The following is a 15,802-nucleotide window of genomic DNA, read 5'->3' as shown; positions in this document are numbered from 1 at the left end:
GCCGCGGCGGTCCGGCCGTCGCCGGGGCCCGGCGCCCCGGCCACGCACTCGGCCGGGTGCGGCACAGGCTGGTCAGGCACCGCGTGCACAAGCCCGGCGGCGAGACGCGCAAGGGTCGTCGGCAGCGGCGTCGCCGCGCCGGTCCGTCGGTCCTTCGGCCGTACGTCACCCGTCGCCCCCCTCGGAATCTGATGTCCCGTCACTTCGCTCCCCGGCGTCAGTCCGTACTCGACGCAGACCCCCTTTCCGGGACGATACACCAGGATCGTCACTCAGGGACAGGGGCGGAGTACTCTCCGTGACTGGCTGGGGGCTTGTGAGCGGCGCGCGGCGGGGGCGCGTTCACCGCGCCGCCGTCAGGTGGTGAGGAGGACGTTCGCCAGCTCCTCCCCCGCCGCGAAGCGCCGCAGCTGTCCCGCGACCAGCCGCCTGGCCCTCGGCATGAACGCCGAAGTGGAACCTCCCACATGGGGACTGATCAGGACACCGGGAGCGTGCCACAACGGATGCCCGGCCGGCAGCGGTTCCGGATCGGTGACGTCGAGCGCCGCCGTGATCCGACCGGTCTCCACCTCCTTGAGCAGCGCGGAGGTGTCGACGACCGGGCCGCGGGCGACGTTCACCAGGAGCGCGCCGTCCTTCATCCGTCCCAGGAAGGCGGCGTCGGCGAGGTGCCTGGTCGCGGGCGTGAGCGGAGTCGACAGGACGACCACGTCGGCCTCGGGCAGCAGCGCGGGAAGGTCGGCGAGGGCGTGGACCGGTCCGCGCCCTGTGGTGCGCGCGGAGCGTGCGACGCGCTCCACCCGCGCGCATTCGAAGGGTGCGAGCCGGTCTTCGATGGCGGCGCCGATCGATCCGTACCCGACGATCAGGACGGACTTGTCGGCGAGTGCGGGGTAGAAGCCGGCCCGCCACTCCTCGGCGTCCTGGCCGCGGACGAAGCCGGGGATGCCGCGCAGGGAGGCGAGGATCAGCGCGAGGGTGAGTTCGGCGGTGCTGGCCTCGTGGACGCCCTTGGCGTTGCAGACGGAGACGCCGGGGCGGAGCGAGCCGAGGCCGGGAGTGACGTGGTCGATCCCGGCGGAGAGGGTCTGCACGGCCCGCAGCGAGGTCATGGAGGCCAGCGGGCGGACGGCGATCTCCGAGCCCTTCATGTACGGGACGACGTAGAAGACGCAGTCCGCGGGATCGGCGGGGAAATCCGGTCCGCCGTCCCAGAAGCGGTAGTTGAGCCCCGAGGCGGCCGGCTCCGGCAGGCCGTCGATCTCGGCCGCCGGAATCGGAAGCCACACGTCAGCGGTGGTGGATGCGAAGGTCATGACCGGGAGGCTATGCGAAGAATCCGGCGCGCCATTGGTTACTTTGGGGGACGGCACAGGGAGGGGTACCGGCAGGTGGAGCGCAGGACTATCGGGGCGACGGCGCTCGACGTGGGTGCGATCGGCCTGGGGTGCATGCCGATGAGCTGGGGCTACAGCCGTTCGCAGCAGCGCGGCGACCGTTCGCTGCGGACCGTGCACGCGGCGCTCGACGCCGGGGTGAGCCTGCTGGACACCGCCGACATGTACGGACCGTTCACCAACGAGCTACTGCTGGGGCGGGTGTTGAAGGAGCGGCGGGCGGACGTCTTCGTGTCGACGAAGTGCGGGCTGCTCGTCGGCGACCAGCACGTGGTCGCCAACGGCAGGCCGGGGTACGTGCGTCGGGCCTGCGACGCCTCGCTGCGGCGGCTGCAGACCGATGTGATCGACCTCTACCAGCTGCACCGGGCCGACCCCGAGGTGCCGGTCGAGGAGACCTGGGGGGCGATGGCCGAGCTGGTGGCGGCGGGGAAGGTGCGGGCGCTGGGGCTCTGCGCCGTGGGCGCCCGGCCGGCCCGGCGGGGCGGGACGCGGGACGTGTACGAGGGAACGATCCGGCAGCTGGAGCGGATCCAGCAGGTCTTCCCGGTGGCGGCGGTGGAGGCCGAACTGTCGGTCTGGTCGCCGGAGGCCCTGGGGCGGCTGCTGCCGTGGTGCGAGGCGCGGGGCGTCGGGTTCCTGGCCGCGATGCCGCTGGCGAGCGGGTATCTGACGGGGACGCTGACGCCTGGCGGCGGTTTCGAGCCGGACGACCCGCGGGCCAGGCACCCGCGCTTCACGGCCGAGATGATGGCCGCGAACCAGCCGCTGGTGGCGGGGCTCCGACGGGTCGCGGCGCGGCACGGGGCGGCGGTGACCCCGGCGCAGGTGGCGCTGGCCTGGGTGCTGGGCCGGGGGCGGCACGTGGTGCCGGTGCCGGGTGCGAAGCGGGAGCGGTGGGCGGTGGAGAACGCGGGGGCGGCGGCGCTGCGGCTGACGGAGCGGGACCTGGCGGAGATCGAGGCGCTTCCGGCGCCCCGGGGGTCGTGGGACTGAGGGGCGGAGCCCGCGGCGCGGCGCGGGCGGGAACCTGATCGGGTCGAGCGGTGTATCAAGGGTGAAGGGATGCCGCTCGACGTCGAAGGGGACCGTGCCATGAGCCGTCCTGCTGTGGTGAAGGTGAAGGCCCTGTGGGGCGCCGCCGTGTTCGTGCTGGTGGCGGGCTGCTCGTCGGGCGGGGGCGGGGAGAGCTCCGGTACGGCTCCTCCGGCCTCCTCCGTCGCCGCGCCGCCGTCCTCGTCCTCGTCGGCGCCGGGCCCCTCCGCGGCGGCGTCGTCGCCCGCCGCGGGGCGGTTGTCGGTGGCCGGGACGCTGACGGAGGGGCTGAGGTCGCCGTGGGGGCTCGCGGCGCTGCCGGGCGGTGATCTGCTGGTCTCCTCGCGCGACGAGCGGACGGTGACCCGGGTGGACGTCCGGACGGGCGCGAAGACCCCGCTGGGCGAGGTGCCGGGGGTGGTCCCGGGCGGTGAGGGCGGCCTGATGGGGCTCGCGGTGCGCGGGCCCTGGGTGTACGCGTACCTGACGGCGGAGTCGGACAACCGGATCGTGCGCATGCGGTACGGCGGCGGGGCGGGCGACCGGCTCGGGGCGCCGGAGGAGGTGCTGACCGGCATCCCGAAGGGCGTCGTGCACAACGGCGGGCGGATCGCGTTCGGGCCGGACGGGATGCTGTACGCGGGGACGGGAGAGACGGGCGAGACGGGGCTCGCGCAGGACCGGGATTCGCTGGGCGGCAAGATCCTGCGGATGACGCCGGAGGGCCGGCCGGCCCCGGGCAATCCCTTCGCCGGTTCGGTGGTCTACTCCTCCGGTCACCGCAATGTGCAGGGCCTCGCCTGGGACGACGGGGGCCGGCTGTGGGCGGCGGAGTTCGGCCAGAACACCTGGGACGAGCTGAATCTGATCCGTCCCGGCGGGAACTACGGCTGGCCGGCCGCCGAGGGGCGGGCCGGGCGTTCGGGGTTCGTGGACCCGGTGGCGCAGTGGCCGACCTCCGAGGCCTCCCCCAGCGGGATCGCGTTCGCGCGGGGCGCGATCTGGATGGCGGGGCTGCGCGGCGAGCGGCTGTGGCGGGTGCCGCTCTCCGGCGCGGAGCGGTCGGGGGAACCGGAGGCCTTCCTGTCCGGGGAGTACGGCCGGCTGAGGACGGTGCTGGCGGGCGGCGACGGCAGACTCTGGCTGGTGACCAGCGAGACCGACACCCGGGGCACCCCGGAGTCCGGGGACGACCGGATCCTCCGGCTGGAGACGGGGTGAGGGCGGTCGGACCGGGGGCGGGAGGCGCGGGGGACGGCGACCCCGGGGTCAGCCGACCGGGTCGAGGAGGTGGAGCCGGTGGGCCAGGGCCGCGGCCTCTCCCCGGCCCGCGACGCCGAGCTTGGCCAGGATGTGGGAGACGTGGACGCTGGCGGTCTTCGGTGAGATGAACAGCTCCTCGGCGATCTGACGGTTGGTGCGTCCCCTGGCGACCAGCCGGAGGACGTCCTGCTCGCGCGGGGTGAGGCCGAAGGTGTCCTCGCCGGGGTCCGCCGGGGTCTCGGGCCGCTCCTCCGGGGCCAGGGAGAGGCGGGCGCGGGCGGCGAGGAGTTCGACGTCCTCGCGGAGCGGCCGGGCGCCGAGGGCGACCGCGGTGGCGTGGGCCTCGCGCAGGAGGGCCGCGGCCTCCTCGCGGCGGCCGCCCTCGACGAGGAGGGCGTCGGCGAGGCGGTGCCGGGCGCGGGCCAGCTGGTGGGGGCGGTCGAGGGTCGTCCAGGCCGCGACGACGTCGGCCCAGCGGGCGGCGGTCTGGCGGCCCTCGGCGCGGGCGAGTTCCTCGGAGACCTGGGCCGCGTGGGCGGCCCAGACGGGGTCCGGGGCGGCGAGGCCGCGGACGCAGCGTCGGATCGCGGCGAGCGCCTCGGCGCGGCCCTCCTCGGCGGCCGGCAGTCCGCGGCTGTCGGCCTCGGCGGCGACGGCGACGAGGAGCAGCGGCCAGCCGTAGCGGTGGGTGCCGGGCGGGAAACCGGCGTCGGGCGCGGCGGCGATGTCGGCGCGGATGTCGGTGAGGCGGCCTTCGGCGGCGGCGACGACCGCGGCGATCCCGGCCGTGGGGAGCGTGTACTGCGGGAGCGGGTCGCGGGTGCCGTAGACGGTGCGGGCCTCGGCGAGGTGGGCGGCCGCGGCGGCGGTCTCGCCGCGGGAGGCGGCGATGTGGGCGAGCCGGAGGTGGGCGGAGCCGCGGGGCTTGGTGCTGGTCGCGGAGGAGAGGAGCAGTTCGGCCTCGGCGCGGGACTCGTCCCAGCGGCCGAGGGAGAAGAGGGATTCGGCCTTGTTGCCGCGGATCCAGGCGGTGCTGTCGGCGAGGCCGCGGGTGCGGGCCAGTTCGATGCCCTCGGTGGCGAGGTCGACGGCCTCGCGGGAGCGGCCGAGGGACTCCAGGGCGGAGGAGATGTTGATGTGGGCGCGGGCGGCCTCGTGGAACTGGCCGAGGGAGGTGGTCCGTTCGCGGACGGCGTGCATCTCGGCGAGACCGGCCTCGCGGTCGCCTGCGGCGACCATGATGGTGCCGAGGGTGAGGCGGGCGTTGAGTTCGGTGGCCTCGGCCTTGACCAGGCGGGCGTACTCCACGGCGCGTTCGGCGGCGGCGAGGGAGTCGGGGCCGGGCTTGCGGAGCATGCCCCAGCCCGCGGCGCCGGCGAGGACGACGGCGTGGACGGCGGAGGGCGGCAGGCCCTTGACGAGTTCCTGGGCGCGGGCGATCTCGGCCCATCCGTCGCCGCGGCCGAGGTTGGACTGGAGACGGGCCCGCTCGGTCCAGAACCAGGCGGCGCGCAGCGGGTCGGGCTGCTCGTCCTCGCCGTCGAGGAGGCGGTGGGCGGTCTTGACGATCTTGAGGGCGCGTTCGCGTTCGCCGCAGAGCCGGGCGGCGACGGCGGCCTCGGCGAGCAGGTCCAGATAGCGGAGGGGGGTGGTCTCGGGGTCGCAGCCGCACGGCGGGTAGGACTCGGCGTGGTCCAGGGGCCGGAGGGCGTCTCGGACCGCGGCGGGGGCGTCGTCCCACAGCTCCATGGCCCGTTCGAGCAGGCGGAGCTGCTCGGCGTAGGCGTGGCGCTTGCGGGTCTCGACGGAGGCCCGGAGGACGGCGGGGAGGGCCTTGGCCGGGTCGTGGGCGTGGTACCAGTACGTGGCGAGGCGGGTGGCGCGCTCCTCGGGGCGTACGAGCGCCGGGTTGGCCTCCAGGGCCTCGGCATAGCGGCGGTTGAGGCGGGAGCGTTCGCCGGGGAGCAGGTCGTCGCTGACGGCCTCGCGGACGAGGGAGTGGCGGAAGCGGTAGCCGTCGCCGTCGGGGACGGCGAGGAGGAGGTTGGCGCCGACGGCGGCGCGCAGGGCCTCGATGAGTTCGTCCTCGCCGAGGCGGGCGACGGCGGCGAGGAGGCCGTGTTCGACGGTGGAGCCGCCTTCGGCGACGATCCGGGCGACCCGCTGGGCGTCCTCGGGGAGCGTCTCGACCCGGACGAGCAGCAGGTCGCGCAGGGAGTCGCTGAGCTGTCCCGCGGCGCAGCCGGCGGCGTGGGAGACGACGAGTTCCTCGACGAAGAAGGCGTTGCCGTCGGAGCGTTCGAAGACCTCGTCGACGAGGCCGGGGTCGGGTTCGGCGGCGAGGATTCCGGTGAGCTGGCGGTGCACCTCGGCACGGGTGAAGCGGGCCAGTTCGATGCGGCGGACGGTGCGGAGGCGGTCGAGTTCGGCGAGGAGGGGGCGGAGCGGGTGGCGGCGGTGGATGTCGTCGGCGCGGTAGCTGGCGACCACCACGATCCGGCCGCGGCGCAGGGTGCGCAGGAGGTAGGTGAGGAGGTGGCGGGTGGAGGCGTCGGCCCAGTGGAGGTCTTCCAGGACGAGCACGACGGTGCGGTCGGCGGCCAGCCGTTCGAGGAGGCGGACGGTCAGCTCGAAGAGGCGGGCGGTGGCGTCCTCGTCGGACGGCTCGTGGCTGCCGGGGTCGCCGAGTTCGGGGAGGAGCCGGGCGAGTTCGCCCTCGTGGCCGTCGGCTGCGGCGGTCAGTTCGTCGGGGAGACGGCGGCGCAGCGCGCGCAGGGCGGCGGAGAAGGGCGCGAACGGCAGTCCGTCGGCGCCGAGTTCGACGCAGCCGCCGACCGCGATGACGGCGTCCCGTGCGCAGGCGGCGTCGAGGAACTCCTCGATGAGGCGGGTCTTGCCCACGCCCGCCTCGCCGGAGACGAGCAGGGCCTGGGGCTCTCCCGCGGTCGCGCGGGAGAGCGCCTCGGCGAGGGCGGTGAGTTCGCCGGCGCGGCCGACGAACACGGGGCTGACTGACCTGGTCTCCACGGCGCCGAGCATCGCACAGGCGCCCGTGTCGTCACCCATACGGGGTCACGCGGCCCGTGCGAAGCGGGTGCGCTGGTCGCCGTCGCTCACCCGTCCTTCCGTGCCCTGGTCGCCGTGTCGGCGGCCGAGGAGTCCGGTGCGCCCGCCGGTGGCGGTCGCCTCGCGGGAGAGGCGGTGGGCGGCGGCCTCGCGGACGAGCTCGGCGTGGTGCATGCGGTGGAGTTCGTACTCGAACATCGGGTGCTCCCTGGTGTGTCAGGTGTCGGTGTCGCTCTCTGCGATGCCTCTACCTTCGTGTCCCAGGGGAGGGGGCCACATCGGGCGTGTGCCGCATGTTCGGGCCCCGGGGGTCCTTAGGCGGGTCCCGGGGGTCCTTAGGAGGGGCCGGGACCCGTCCCTACGTACCGGGGCGGCCTCCGCGTGCCGGGGGGTCCGCGCGTGCCTAGGCTCGCCGCTCGGCGGCGGCCCGCCATTCGTCGGCGAGGACGGCCCACAGCTCGGTGTCGGCGCGGGAGCCGCGGTGGAGGTAGTTCTCCCGCAGCACGCCCTCCCTGGTCATGCCGAGGCGGCGCGCGACGGCCAGGCTCGCCGTGTTCGCGGCGGAGGCGCGCCACTCGACGCGGTGGAGGCCGCGCTCCAGGATCGCCCAGTCGATGATCACCCGGCAGGCCCGGGTGACGAGGCCCTTGCCCGCGGCGGAGGGCTCCAGCCAGCAGCCGGCCTCGGCCAGTCCGCCCGGGACGTCCATGACGCGGAAGAGGACGCCGCCGACGAGGGTGCCGTCGGCCCAGATGCCGTAGATGCGGCCGGTGTCGTTCATGGCCTTCTCCGCGTACGCGCGGAGGAAGGAGCGGGCCGATGCGAGGTCGGTCACGGCGTCGGCGAGCAGGATGTGCTCGCCGATGAAGTCACGGCCCCGGTCCATGTGGGCGAGGAACTCCTCGGCCTGCCAGGGCTCCAGGGGCCGGAGCTCGGCACCGTCGTCACCCAGCGATATCGCGAACATCGTCGTTCTCCTCCGCGGTCGGAGCGGTCGCTCGTTGTGCGGGGATGATCTTCGCACGGGCGTCCGCGGTCTCCCGGCACTCGGGGGGTTCGATGCTGATGCGGGGCAGGACGCGGTCGAGGCGCCGGGGCAGCCACCAGTTCGCCCCGCCGAGCAGGTGCATGAGGGCGGGGACGAGGAGGGTGCGCAGGACGAAGGCGTCGAGGGCGACGGCGGCGGCGAGCGCGATGCCGAACATCGCGATGACCCGGTCGCCGGAGAGCACGAAGGCGAGGAAGACCGAGATCATGATGACGGCGGCGGAGTTGATCACGCGGCTGGTCTCGGCGAGGCCGACGCGGACGGCCCGCCGGTTGTCGCCGGTCTCCAGCCACTCCTCGTACATCCGGCTGACCAGGAAGACCTGGTAGTCCATGGAGAGCCCGAAGAGGACGGAGACCATGATCACGGGCAGGAACGGCTCGATCGGGCCGGCGCTGCCGAGGCCGAGGAGTTCGCTGCCCCAGCCCCACTGGAAGATCGCGACGACGATGCCGAAGGCGGCGGCGACGGCGGCGATGTTCATGACGGCGGCCTTCAGCGGGATGCCGAGGGAGCGGAAGGCGAGCAGGAGCAGCAGGCAGCCGAGGGCGACGACGACGCCGACGAAGAGCGGCAGCTTGCCGACGATGATCTCGGCGAAGTCGTCGTAGGAGGCGGTGACGCCGCCGACGTGCACCTGGAGGGAGGTGCCGTTCCCGGCCTCGGGGAGCACGTCGTGCCGGAGCCGGTCGACGAGGTCGCTGGTCGCCCGCGACTGGGGCGAGGAGTCGGGGACGACGGTGAGGACGGCGGTGTCGCCGGAGCTGTTGTACGTCACCGGGGAGACGGCCGCGACGCCCCGGGTGGCGGCGAGCGTCTCGGGCAGCCCGTCGAGGGCGACCCGGTCGTCGGCGCCGTCGAGTCCCGCGACGAGGGTCAGCGGCCCGTTGACGCCGGGTCCGAAGCCGTCGGCGAGCAGGTCGTAGGCCTGGCGCGTGGTCGCGGTGGCCGGGTTGTTGCCCTGGTCGGAGGTGCCGAGGTGGAGCGAGAGGGTGGGCAGCGCCAGGACGGTCATCACGACGGCGGCGACGGCCCCGAGCAGCTTGGGGTGACGCTCGACGAAGGCGGACCAGCGGGCGGCGAAACCGGTGGGGAGTTCGGGCTGCGGCCCGTGCTCCACGAGGGTCCTGCGCTCGCGCCGGGACAGCGCCCGCATGCCGATGAGGGAGAGCAGCGCGGGCAGCAGGGTCACCGAGGCGGCGACGGTGAGGACGACGGTCAGACAGGCCGCGAGGGCGACGCCGTTGAGGAAGCCGAGCCGCAGGATGAGCATGCCGAGCAGGGCGATGCAGACGGTGGCCCCGGCGAAGACGACGGCGCGGCCGGTGGTGGCGACGGCGGTCTCGGCGGCCTCGGCGACGGGCAGGCCCCGTTTCAGGCCCTTGCGGTGCCGGGTGACGATGAAGAGGGCGTAGTCGATGCCGACCCCGAGGCCGATGAGCATGCCCAGCATGGGGGCGAAGTCGGCGACGGTCATCACGTGCCCGAGGAGCACGATCCCGGAGTAGGCGATGCCGACGCCGACGAGGGCGGTGGCGATGGGCAGCGCGGAGGCGGCGAGCGAGCCGAAGGCGAGGAAGAGGACGACGGCCGCCACGACGACGCCGACGACCTCGGCGATGTGGCCGCCGGGGGCCTCGGTGAGGGCGATGGCGCTGCCGCCGAGTTCCACCCGCAGGCCGTCGGCCTCGGCCGCCTTGGCGGTGGTGACGAGCGCCTCGGCCTGGGCCGGGGGAATGTCGTCGGCCTGCTGGTGGAAGGTGACGGTGGCGTAGGCGGTGCGCCCGTCCTCACTGATCTGCCCGTGGCCCGCGGCCTGCCCGTACGGAGAGGTGACGGAGGCGATGCCGGGGAGTTCGGCGACCCGGTCGAGCATGCCGGTCACGCGCTGCTCGACGGCGTCGGCGCGCACGCTGCCGCCCTCGCTGTGCCAGACGATGGTGTCGCTGTCGCCGCCGAGGCCCTGGAAGCCCCGTTCGAGCAGGGCGGTGGCCCGGCCCGACTCGGTGCCGGGGACCTCGTAGTCGTTGGAGTACGCGCCGCCGGCCAGGGCGGCCGCGGTGCCGGCCCCGACGAGGGCGAGGACCCAGAGGAGGACGGCGACGAGACGGTGCCGGACGCACCATCGGGCGATGGCTGCCAAAGGACGTGCTCCCTGGAGGGTTCGTGGATCTTCACCGGGAACGGCCCGTAAAGAACGCATGACCTGTATGGGGCAACTGTCGCAGCCCGGGGAGATCATTTGCCCCTTTCGTGTCGATCCTCACAGCCGGCCGGTGAGACCCGCCGGCCGGCCGGAGACCCCGAGATCAGCCGGAGACCCCCCGGATCAGCCGGAGACCGAGGGGCGCCCGTTCTCGATGTGGCCCATGAGCCGTCGGCGGAAGCCGTCGGGCCCGGTCACCTCGATGTCGTACCAGCCGTGCGCGTCGGCGGCGGAGTGCACGACCGTACGGGACTTCCCGGGCTTCACCGTGACGGTCCTGGTCCAGTCGCCGAGGTCCGCCTCGTCCACGTAACCGAGCGGCCGGACGGTGACGGCGACGGGGGCGTCCCCCGTGTTCCGTACGGTGAGGTGCAGGTCACGGTCGTGGTGGTCGATCCGGCTGGAGAGCTCGGCGCCGCCCGTGGCGGGGCCCTCGAACTCGCGGCGGAAGCCGTTGGGACCGGTGATGGTGAAGCGGTAGCGCTCGCCCGTGACGGGGACGGTCCACTCCCCCGTCCCCCTGACGTCCCGGTGCTGCGGGACGGCGAACTCGCCCGCGTACGGATAGAGGGCGACGTGCGCGCTCGCCCTGCCCCGGTTGCTCAGGGCGACCGTGACGGAGCCCGCGCCGACGGTGGCGGAGGCGTCCGGCTGGTACGGCAGGGGGCGGGCGGGCCGTACGCCGGGCTCCTGGACGGGCATCGACTGGACGGCCGGGGGCTGCGGCCGCCAGCGGCCGGTGAAGGGCGGGATCGGACCCGGCTGCTCGACGGGCGGCTGCCGACGGGGCCGCCTGAAGTCGAACGCGGAGGTGAGGTCACCGGTGACGGCACGGCGCCAGGGGGTGATGTTGGGCTCCTCGATGCCGGTCAGCCGCTCCAGGAACCGGATCACGGAGGTGTGGTCGAAGGTCTCGGAGCAGACGTAGCCGCCGATCGACCACGGGGAGACCACGAGCAGCGGGACCCGGATGCCGAGGCCGGTGGGCAGGCCCTTCCAGCGCTCGTCGGTGTTCTCGGCCGGCGGCACCGGCGGCGGCACGTGGTCGAAGAAGCCGTCGTTCTCGTCGTAGTTGATCAGGACGACGGTGTGGCGCCAGACGTCCGGGTGGGAGCCGAGGGCGTCGAGCACCTTGTAGACGAGGGTGGCGGAGGCGATCGGCGAGGAGGAGCCGGGGTGCTCGGAGTCGATCGCGGAGGGCACGAGGTAGGAGACCTCGGGCAGAGTGCCGGCGGCGACGTCGGCGCGGAAGGCGTCCGCGAGCGTGCCGGACTCCACGCGGCGCAGGCCGCGCTCGAAGAGGGAGCGCTCCGTGGGGTCGAGCGTCGCGACGCCCTCCTCCAGGAGGCCGAGGAGCCGGGTCCGCTCGGCGGTGTCGTCGGTGTCGCGCACGGCGGCGTAGAACGACTCCATGAAGGTGTGCCCGCCGGTCCGCGCGAGCGCCTTGCGGGCGATCTTCTTGAAGCGGGTGAAGAACTCGATGTTGTTGTCGGTGAAGTTCTCCCACTCGGTGTACGTCTTCCAGCTCCGCCCGGCCGCTTCGAGCCGCTCGGCGTAGGTCGGCCAGCCGTAGCCGGGATGGGTGCCCTCGGCGTAGGCGGCGTTGGTGACGGCGCGGCTGCCGTCGGCCTCGTAGCCGGTCCAGCCGGACCACAGGTGGTTGCGGTTGGGGCTCGTCGAGGTGTGGACGGACGAGTGGTAGGCGTCGCAGATGGTGAAGGTGTCGGCGAGCTCGTAGTGGAGCGGGATGTCCCGGCGGTCGTAGTACGCCATGGTGGCGGCGGTCTTGGCCGAGACCCAGCCGTCCATCCAGCCGCCGCGCCAGGCCTTGGCGCCGCCGCTCCAGGAGTGGTCGAGGTCGCCGATGTACTGGAGGTCCTTCTGCTGCGTCCGGGCGGCGTCGCGGATCGGGAAGGGCAGCACGGTCCGCCCGGCCCCGGCGGGCTGCTCGAACACCGGCCGGCCGGACGGCAGCTCGACGGCGTTGCGGTCACCGAAGCCGCGGACGCCCCGGAGGGTGCCGAAGTAGTGGTCGAAGGACCGGTTCTCCTGCATCAGGATCACCACGTGCCGGACGGCCGCCATGCCCCCGGCCGGCGGCTCCGCGGCCATCGCGGCCTGCAGGGACGGCGGGAGCAGCGAACCCGCCGCGGCGGCGCCGAGCGCGCCTCCGCCCAGGGCGAGCAGCCTTCTGCGGGACATCTCCGGGGACAAGAGCGACCTCCAGTCGACGGCCAATGGTTCGCCTTCGAGCCATTGGGTGGTACGCCGGGGACGGTAGTGAGACGGGATGACGCCGAGAAGACCCGGTGGCGGCGTGCCAGTGAACGTCCAAGGGGACGGGACGGGAGTCCAAGCGCTTTTCGGCCACCGAAGGCCACCGACGGCCACCGACGGCCCGCCTGCGGGGTGGGCGGCCCGGTAGGCGCCGGTGCGCGCCGGAGCCGGGAACGACGAGGGGCGGCCCGCCCCGGAACTCCGGTGCGGGCCGCCCTCCTTCGCGTACGCGCGCGGGATCAGCCCTCGCTGACGCCCAGCTTCTCCAGGATCAGGTCCTTGACCTTCGCCGCGTCCGCCTGGCCACGGGTGGCCTTCATGACCGCACCGACCAGGGCGCCGACCGCGGCGACCTTGCCGCCGCGGATCTTGTCGGCGATGGCGGCGTTGCCCGCGATGGCCTCCTCGACGGCCGCGCCGAGCGCGCCGTCGTCGGAGACGACCTTCAGACCGCGCTTCTCGACGACCTCGTCCGGAGTGCCCTCGCCGGCGAGGACGCCCTCGATGACCTGGCGGGCCAGCTTGTCGTTGAGGTCACCGGCCGCGACCAGGGCGGAGACCCGGGCCACGTCCGCCGGCGTGATCGGCAGCTCCTCCAGGGAGACGCCCTTCTCGTTGGCGTTGCGGGCCAGCTCGCCCATCCACCACTTGCGGGCCGAGGCGGCGTCCGCGCCCGCCTCGGTGGTGGCGACGATGGCGTCGACCGCGCCCGCGTTGAGGATGGCCTGCATCTCCACCTCGGAGACGCCCCACTCCTCGCGCAGCCGGTTGCGGCGCACGCGCGGCAGCTCGGGCAGGCCCTTGCGCAGCTCCTCGACCCACGCGCGGGACGGGGCGACGGGGACGAGGTCCGGCTCCGGGAAGTACCGGTAGTCCTCGGCGTTGTCCTTGATGCGGCCGGAGGTGGTGGTGCCGTCGTCCTCGTGGAAGTGACGGGTCTCCTGCACGATCGTCCCGCCGGAGGCGAGAACGGCCGCGTGGCGCTGGATCTCGAAGCGCGCCGCCCGCTCCACGGAGCGGAGCGAGTTGACGTTCTTCGTCTCCGAGCGGGTGCCGAAGGTCGTGGTGCCGTTCGGGCGCAGCGACAGGTTCACGTCGCAGCGCATCTGGCCCTTGTCCATCCGCGCCTCGGAGACGCCCAGCGCGCGGATCAGCTCGCGCAGTTCGGCCACGTACGCCTTGGCGACCTCGGGGGCCCGCTCGCCGGCGCCCTCGATCGGCTTGGTGACGATCTCGATGAGCGGGATGCCGGCGCGGTTGTAGTCGAGCAGCGAGTGCGAGGCGCCGTGGATGCGGCCGGTCGCGCCACCGATGTGGGTGGACTTGCCGGTGTCCTCCTCCATGTGGGCGCGCTCGATCTCGACGCGGAAGACCTCGCCGTCCTCCAGCTGGACGTCCAGGTAGCCGTTGAAGGCGATCGGCTCGTCGTACTGGGAGGTCTGGAAGTTCTTCGGCATGTCCGGATAGAAGTAGTTCTTCCGGGCGAAGCGGCACCACTCGGCGATCTCGCAGTTCAGCGCGAGGCCGATCTTGATGGCGGACTCGACGCCGATCGCGTTGACGACCGGCAGCGAGCCGGGCAGGCCGAGGCAGGTCGGGCACGTCTGCGAGTTGGCGTCGGCGCCCAGCTCGGTCGAGCAGCCGCAGAACATCTTCGTCTTGGTGCCGAGCTCGACATGGACCTCCAGGCCCATGACGGGGTCGTACGCGGCGAGCGCCGCCTCGTACGACAGCAGTTCAGTGACAGTCACGGTGAGACTTTCCCTCTCAGCCCAGCAGGACGTCGTCGTCGCCCAGGCGCTTCAGCTCCCGGTAGAGGATCGCCAGGCCGGTAACGATGGCGGCGGCGGACACGGCGGCGTCGACCAGCCGCAGCACGTCGCCGTCGTTGCGCGCCAGCTTCGCCTGCTTGGCGACGCTGACGGCTCCGAACGCGGTGGTGGCCAGCGACACGTAGACGCCGGTCTTCGACTTCTTGAAGTTCTTGGCCTTCTTTGCCATGGCACTCACAGCGACGGAGCCTCCTCGAGCAGCGGGTGACCCCACTTTTCCACGAAGGCGGCCTCGACGGCGGCTCCGACCTTGTAGAGCCGGTCGTCCTTCATGGCGGGGGCGATGATCTGCAGGCCGACCGGGAGTCCGTCCTCGGGCGCGAGGCCGCAGGGCAGCGACATGGCCGCGTTGCCCGCGAGGTTGGTCGGGATGGTGCACAGGTCCGCGAGGTACATGGCCATCGGGTCGTCGGCGCGCTCGCCGATCGGGAAGGCGGTGGTGGGCGTCGTCGGGGAGACGATGACGTCCACCTCCTCGAAGGCCTTCTCGAACTCGCGGGTGATGAGCGTGCGGACCTTCTGGGCCGAGCCGTAGTACGCGTCGTAGTAGCCGGAGCTCAGCGCGTACGTACCGAGGATGATGCGGCGCTTGACCTCGTCGCCGAAGCCGGCCTCGCGGGTGAGGGCGGTGACGTCCTCGGCCGAACGCGTGCCGTCGTCGCCGACGCGCAGGCCGTAGCGCATGGCGTCGAAGCGCGCGAGGTTCGAGGAGCACTCGGACGGCGCGATGAGGTAGTACGCCGAGAGGGCCAGGTCGAAGGTCGGGCAGTCCAGCTCGACGATCTCGGCGCCCAGCTCCTTCAGGAGCTCGACGGACTCGTCGAAGCGCTGCACGACACCGGCCTGGTAGCCCTCGCCGCGGAACTGCTTGACGACGCCGACGCGCATGCCGGCGACCGAGCCGTTCCGGGCGGCCTCGACGACCGGCGGGACCGGGGCGTCGATGGAGGTCGAGTCGAGCGGGTCGTGGCCGGCGATCGCCTCGTGCAGGAGGGCCGCGTCCAGGACCGTGCGGGCGCAGGGGCCGCCCTGGTCGAGCGAGGAGGAGAACGCCACCATGCCGTAGCGCGAGACGCCGCCGTAGGTCGGCTTGACGCCGACGGTGCCGGTGACGGCGGCGGGCTGGCGGATCGAGCCGCCGGTGTCCGTGCCGATGGCGAGGGGCGCCTCGTACGCGGCGAGGGCGGCCGAGGAGCCGCCACCGGAGCCGCCGGGGATCCGGGTCAGGTCCCAGGGGTTGCCGGTCGGGCCGTAGGCGCTGTTCTCGGTGGAGGAGCCCATCGCGAACTCGTCCATGTTGGTCTTGCCGAGGATGACGACGTCGGCGGCCTTGAGGTTCTTCACCAGGGTCGCGTCGTACGGCGGGATCCAGCCCTCCAGGATCTTCGAGCCCACGGTCGTCGGGATGCCGACGGTGGTGAAGATGTCCTTGAGCGCGAGCGGCACACCGGCGAGCGGGCCGAGCTTCTCGCCCCGGGCTCGCTTCTCGTCCACGGCGCGGGCCTGCGCGAGGGCGCCCTCGCGGTCGACGTGCAGGAAGGCGTGGACCTTCTCGTCGACGGCGTCGATGCGGGCGAGGTGGGCCTCGGTGACCTGGACCGCGGTCAGCTCGCCGGAGGCGATCTTCTCGGCGATCGCGGCGGCCGTGAGCTTGATGATGCTGATGTCCGTCATG

At 73.5% G+C, this 15,802-nt stretch carries 11 protein-coding genes; 2 read left to right on the top strand and 9 right to left on the bottom strand.

Annotated features, from left to right (window positions below):
• Nucleotides 1-356: 356 nt before the first annotated feature.
• Entirely contained in the window at nt 357-1,319 is a 963-nt protein-coding gene (locus ACWDVG_RS14930) for a 2-hydroxyacid dehydrogenase (RefSeq protein WP_451699569.1), read from the bottom strand.
• A gap of 75 nt (nt 1,320-1,394) precedes the next feature.
• On the opposite strand from ACWDVG_RS14930, the gene ACWDVG_RS14925 reads away from it, so the two are divergent.
• Nucleotides 1,395-2,396 (top strand): aldo/keto reductase, encoded by a 1,002-nt coding sequence (locus ACWDVG_RS14925; RefSeq protein WP_451699568.1) that lies wholly within the window; start codon nt 1,395-1,397, stop codon nt 2,394-2,396.
• 99 nt (nt 2,397-2,495) lie between these two features.
• A complete protein-coding gene (locus tag ACWDVG_RS14920; protein WP_451699567.1) occupies nt 2,496-3,656 on the top strand; it encodes a PQQ-dependent sugar dehydrogenase in 1,161 nt (386 codons plus the stop codon).
• Between the two features lie 48 nt (nt 3,657-3,704).
• Here the strand turns inward: ACWDVG_RS14920 and ACWDVG_RS14915 are convergent, their stop codons facing one another.
• The 8 genes from ACWDVG_RS14915 to gatA form a co-directional block, all read right to left on the bottom strand.
• Nucleotides 3,705-6,764, bottom strand: a complete 3,060-nt coding sequence (locus ACWDVG_RS14915) for a helix-turn-helix transcriptional regulator (protein ID WP_451699566.1) — start codon at nt 6,762-6,764, stop codon at nt 3,705-3,707.
• Nucleotides 6,765-6,770: 6 nt separating this feature from the next.
• Entirely contained in the window at nt 6,771-6,962 is a 192-nt protein-coding gene (locus ACWDVG_RS14910) for a hypothetical protein (protein WP_451699565.1), read from the bottom strand.
• Nucleotides 6,963-7,167: 205 nt separating this feature from the next.
• Nucleotides 7,168-7,731, bottom strand: coding sequence for a GNAT family N-acetyltransferase (locus ACWDVG_RS14905; RefSeq protein ID WP_451699564.1), 564 nt, complete (start codon nt 7,729-7,731; stop codon nt 7,168-7,170).
• The gene (locus tag ACWDVG_RS14900; RefSeq protein ID WP_451699563.1) at nt 7,709-9,955 is read right to left on the bottom strand and encodes an MMPL family transporter; all 2,247 of its coding nucleotides are present in this window, start codon (nt 9,953-9,955) and stop codon (nt 7,709-7,711) included. Before ACWDVG_RS14900 ends, ACWDVG_RS14905 begins: the two co-directional genes overlap by 23 nt.
• A gap of 186 nt (nt 9,956-10,141) precedes the next feature.
• Nucleotides 10,142-12,220 carry a phosphocholine-specific phospholipase C gene (locus ACWDVG_RS14895; RefSeq protein ID WP_451699562.1) on the bottom strand — a complete coding sequence of 693 codons (2,079 nt, stop codon included), beginning with the start codon at nt 12,218-12,220 and terminating at the stop codon, nt 10,142-10,144.
• A gap of 314 nt (nt 12,221-12,534) precedes the next feature.
• Nucleotides 12,535-14,046 carry an Asp-tRNA(Asn)/Glu-tRNA(Gln) amidotransferase subunit GatB gene (gene gatB, locus ACWDVG_RS14890; protein ID WP_451699561.1) on the bottom strand — a complete coding sequence of 504 codons (1,512 nt, stop codon included), beginning with the start codon at nt 14,044-14,046 and terminating at the stop codon, nt 12,535-12,537.
• Nucleotides 14,047-14,062: 16 nt separating this feature from the next.
• Nucleotides 14,063-14,296: a hypothetical protein gene (locus ACWDVG_RS14885; RefSeq protein WP_451699632.1), complete on the bottom strand. Its 234-nt coding sequence runs from the start codon at nt 14,294-14,296 to the stop codon at nt 14,063-14,065.
• Nucleotides 14,297-14,301: 5 nt separating this feature from the next.
• On the bottom strand, nt 14,302-15,801 hold the full coding sequence (gene gatA, locus ACWDVG_RS14880) for an Asp-tRNA(Asn)/Glu-tRNA(Gln) amidotransferase subunit GatA (protein WP_451699560.1): 1,500 nt from the start codon (nt 15,799-15,801) through the stop codon (nt 14,302-14,304).
• Nucleotide 15,802 lies beyond the last annotated feature (1 nt).

The organism is Streptomyces sp. NPDC003327, from assembly GCF_053589515.1.
Note: the sequence above shows the minus strand (reverse complement) of the source record. Positions and strands in the feature narration are given on the sequence as shown.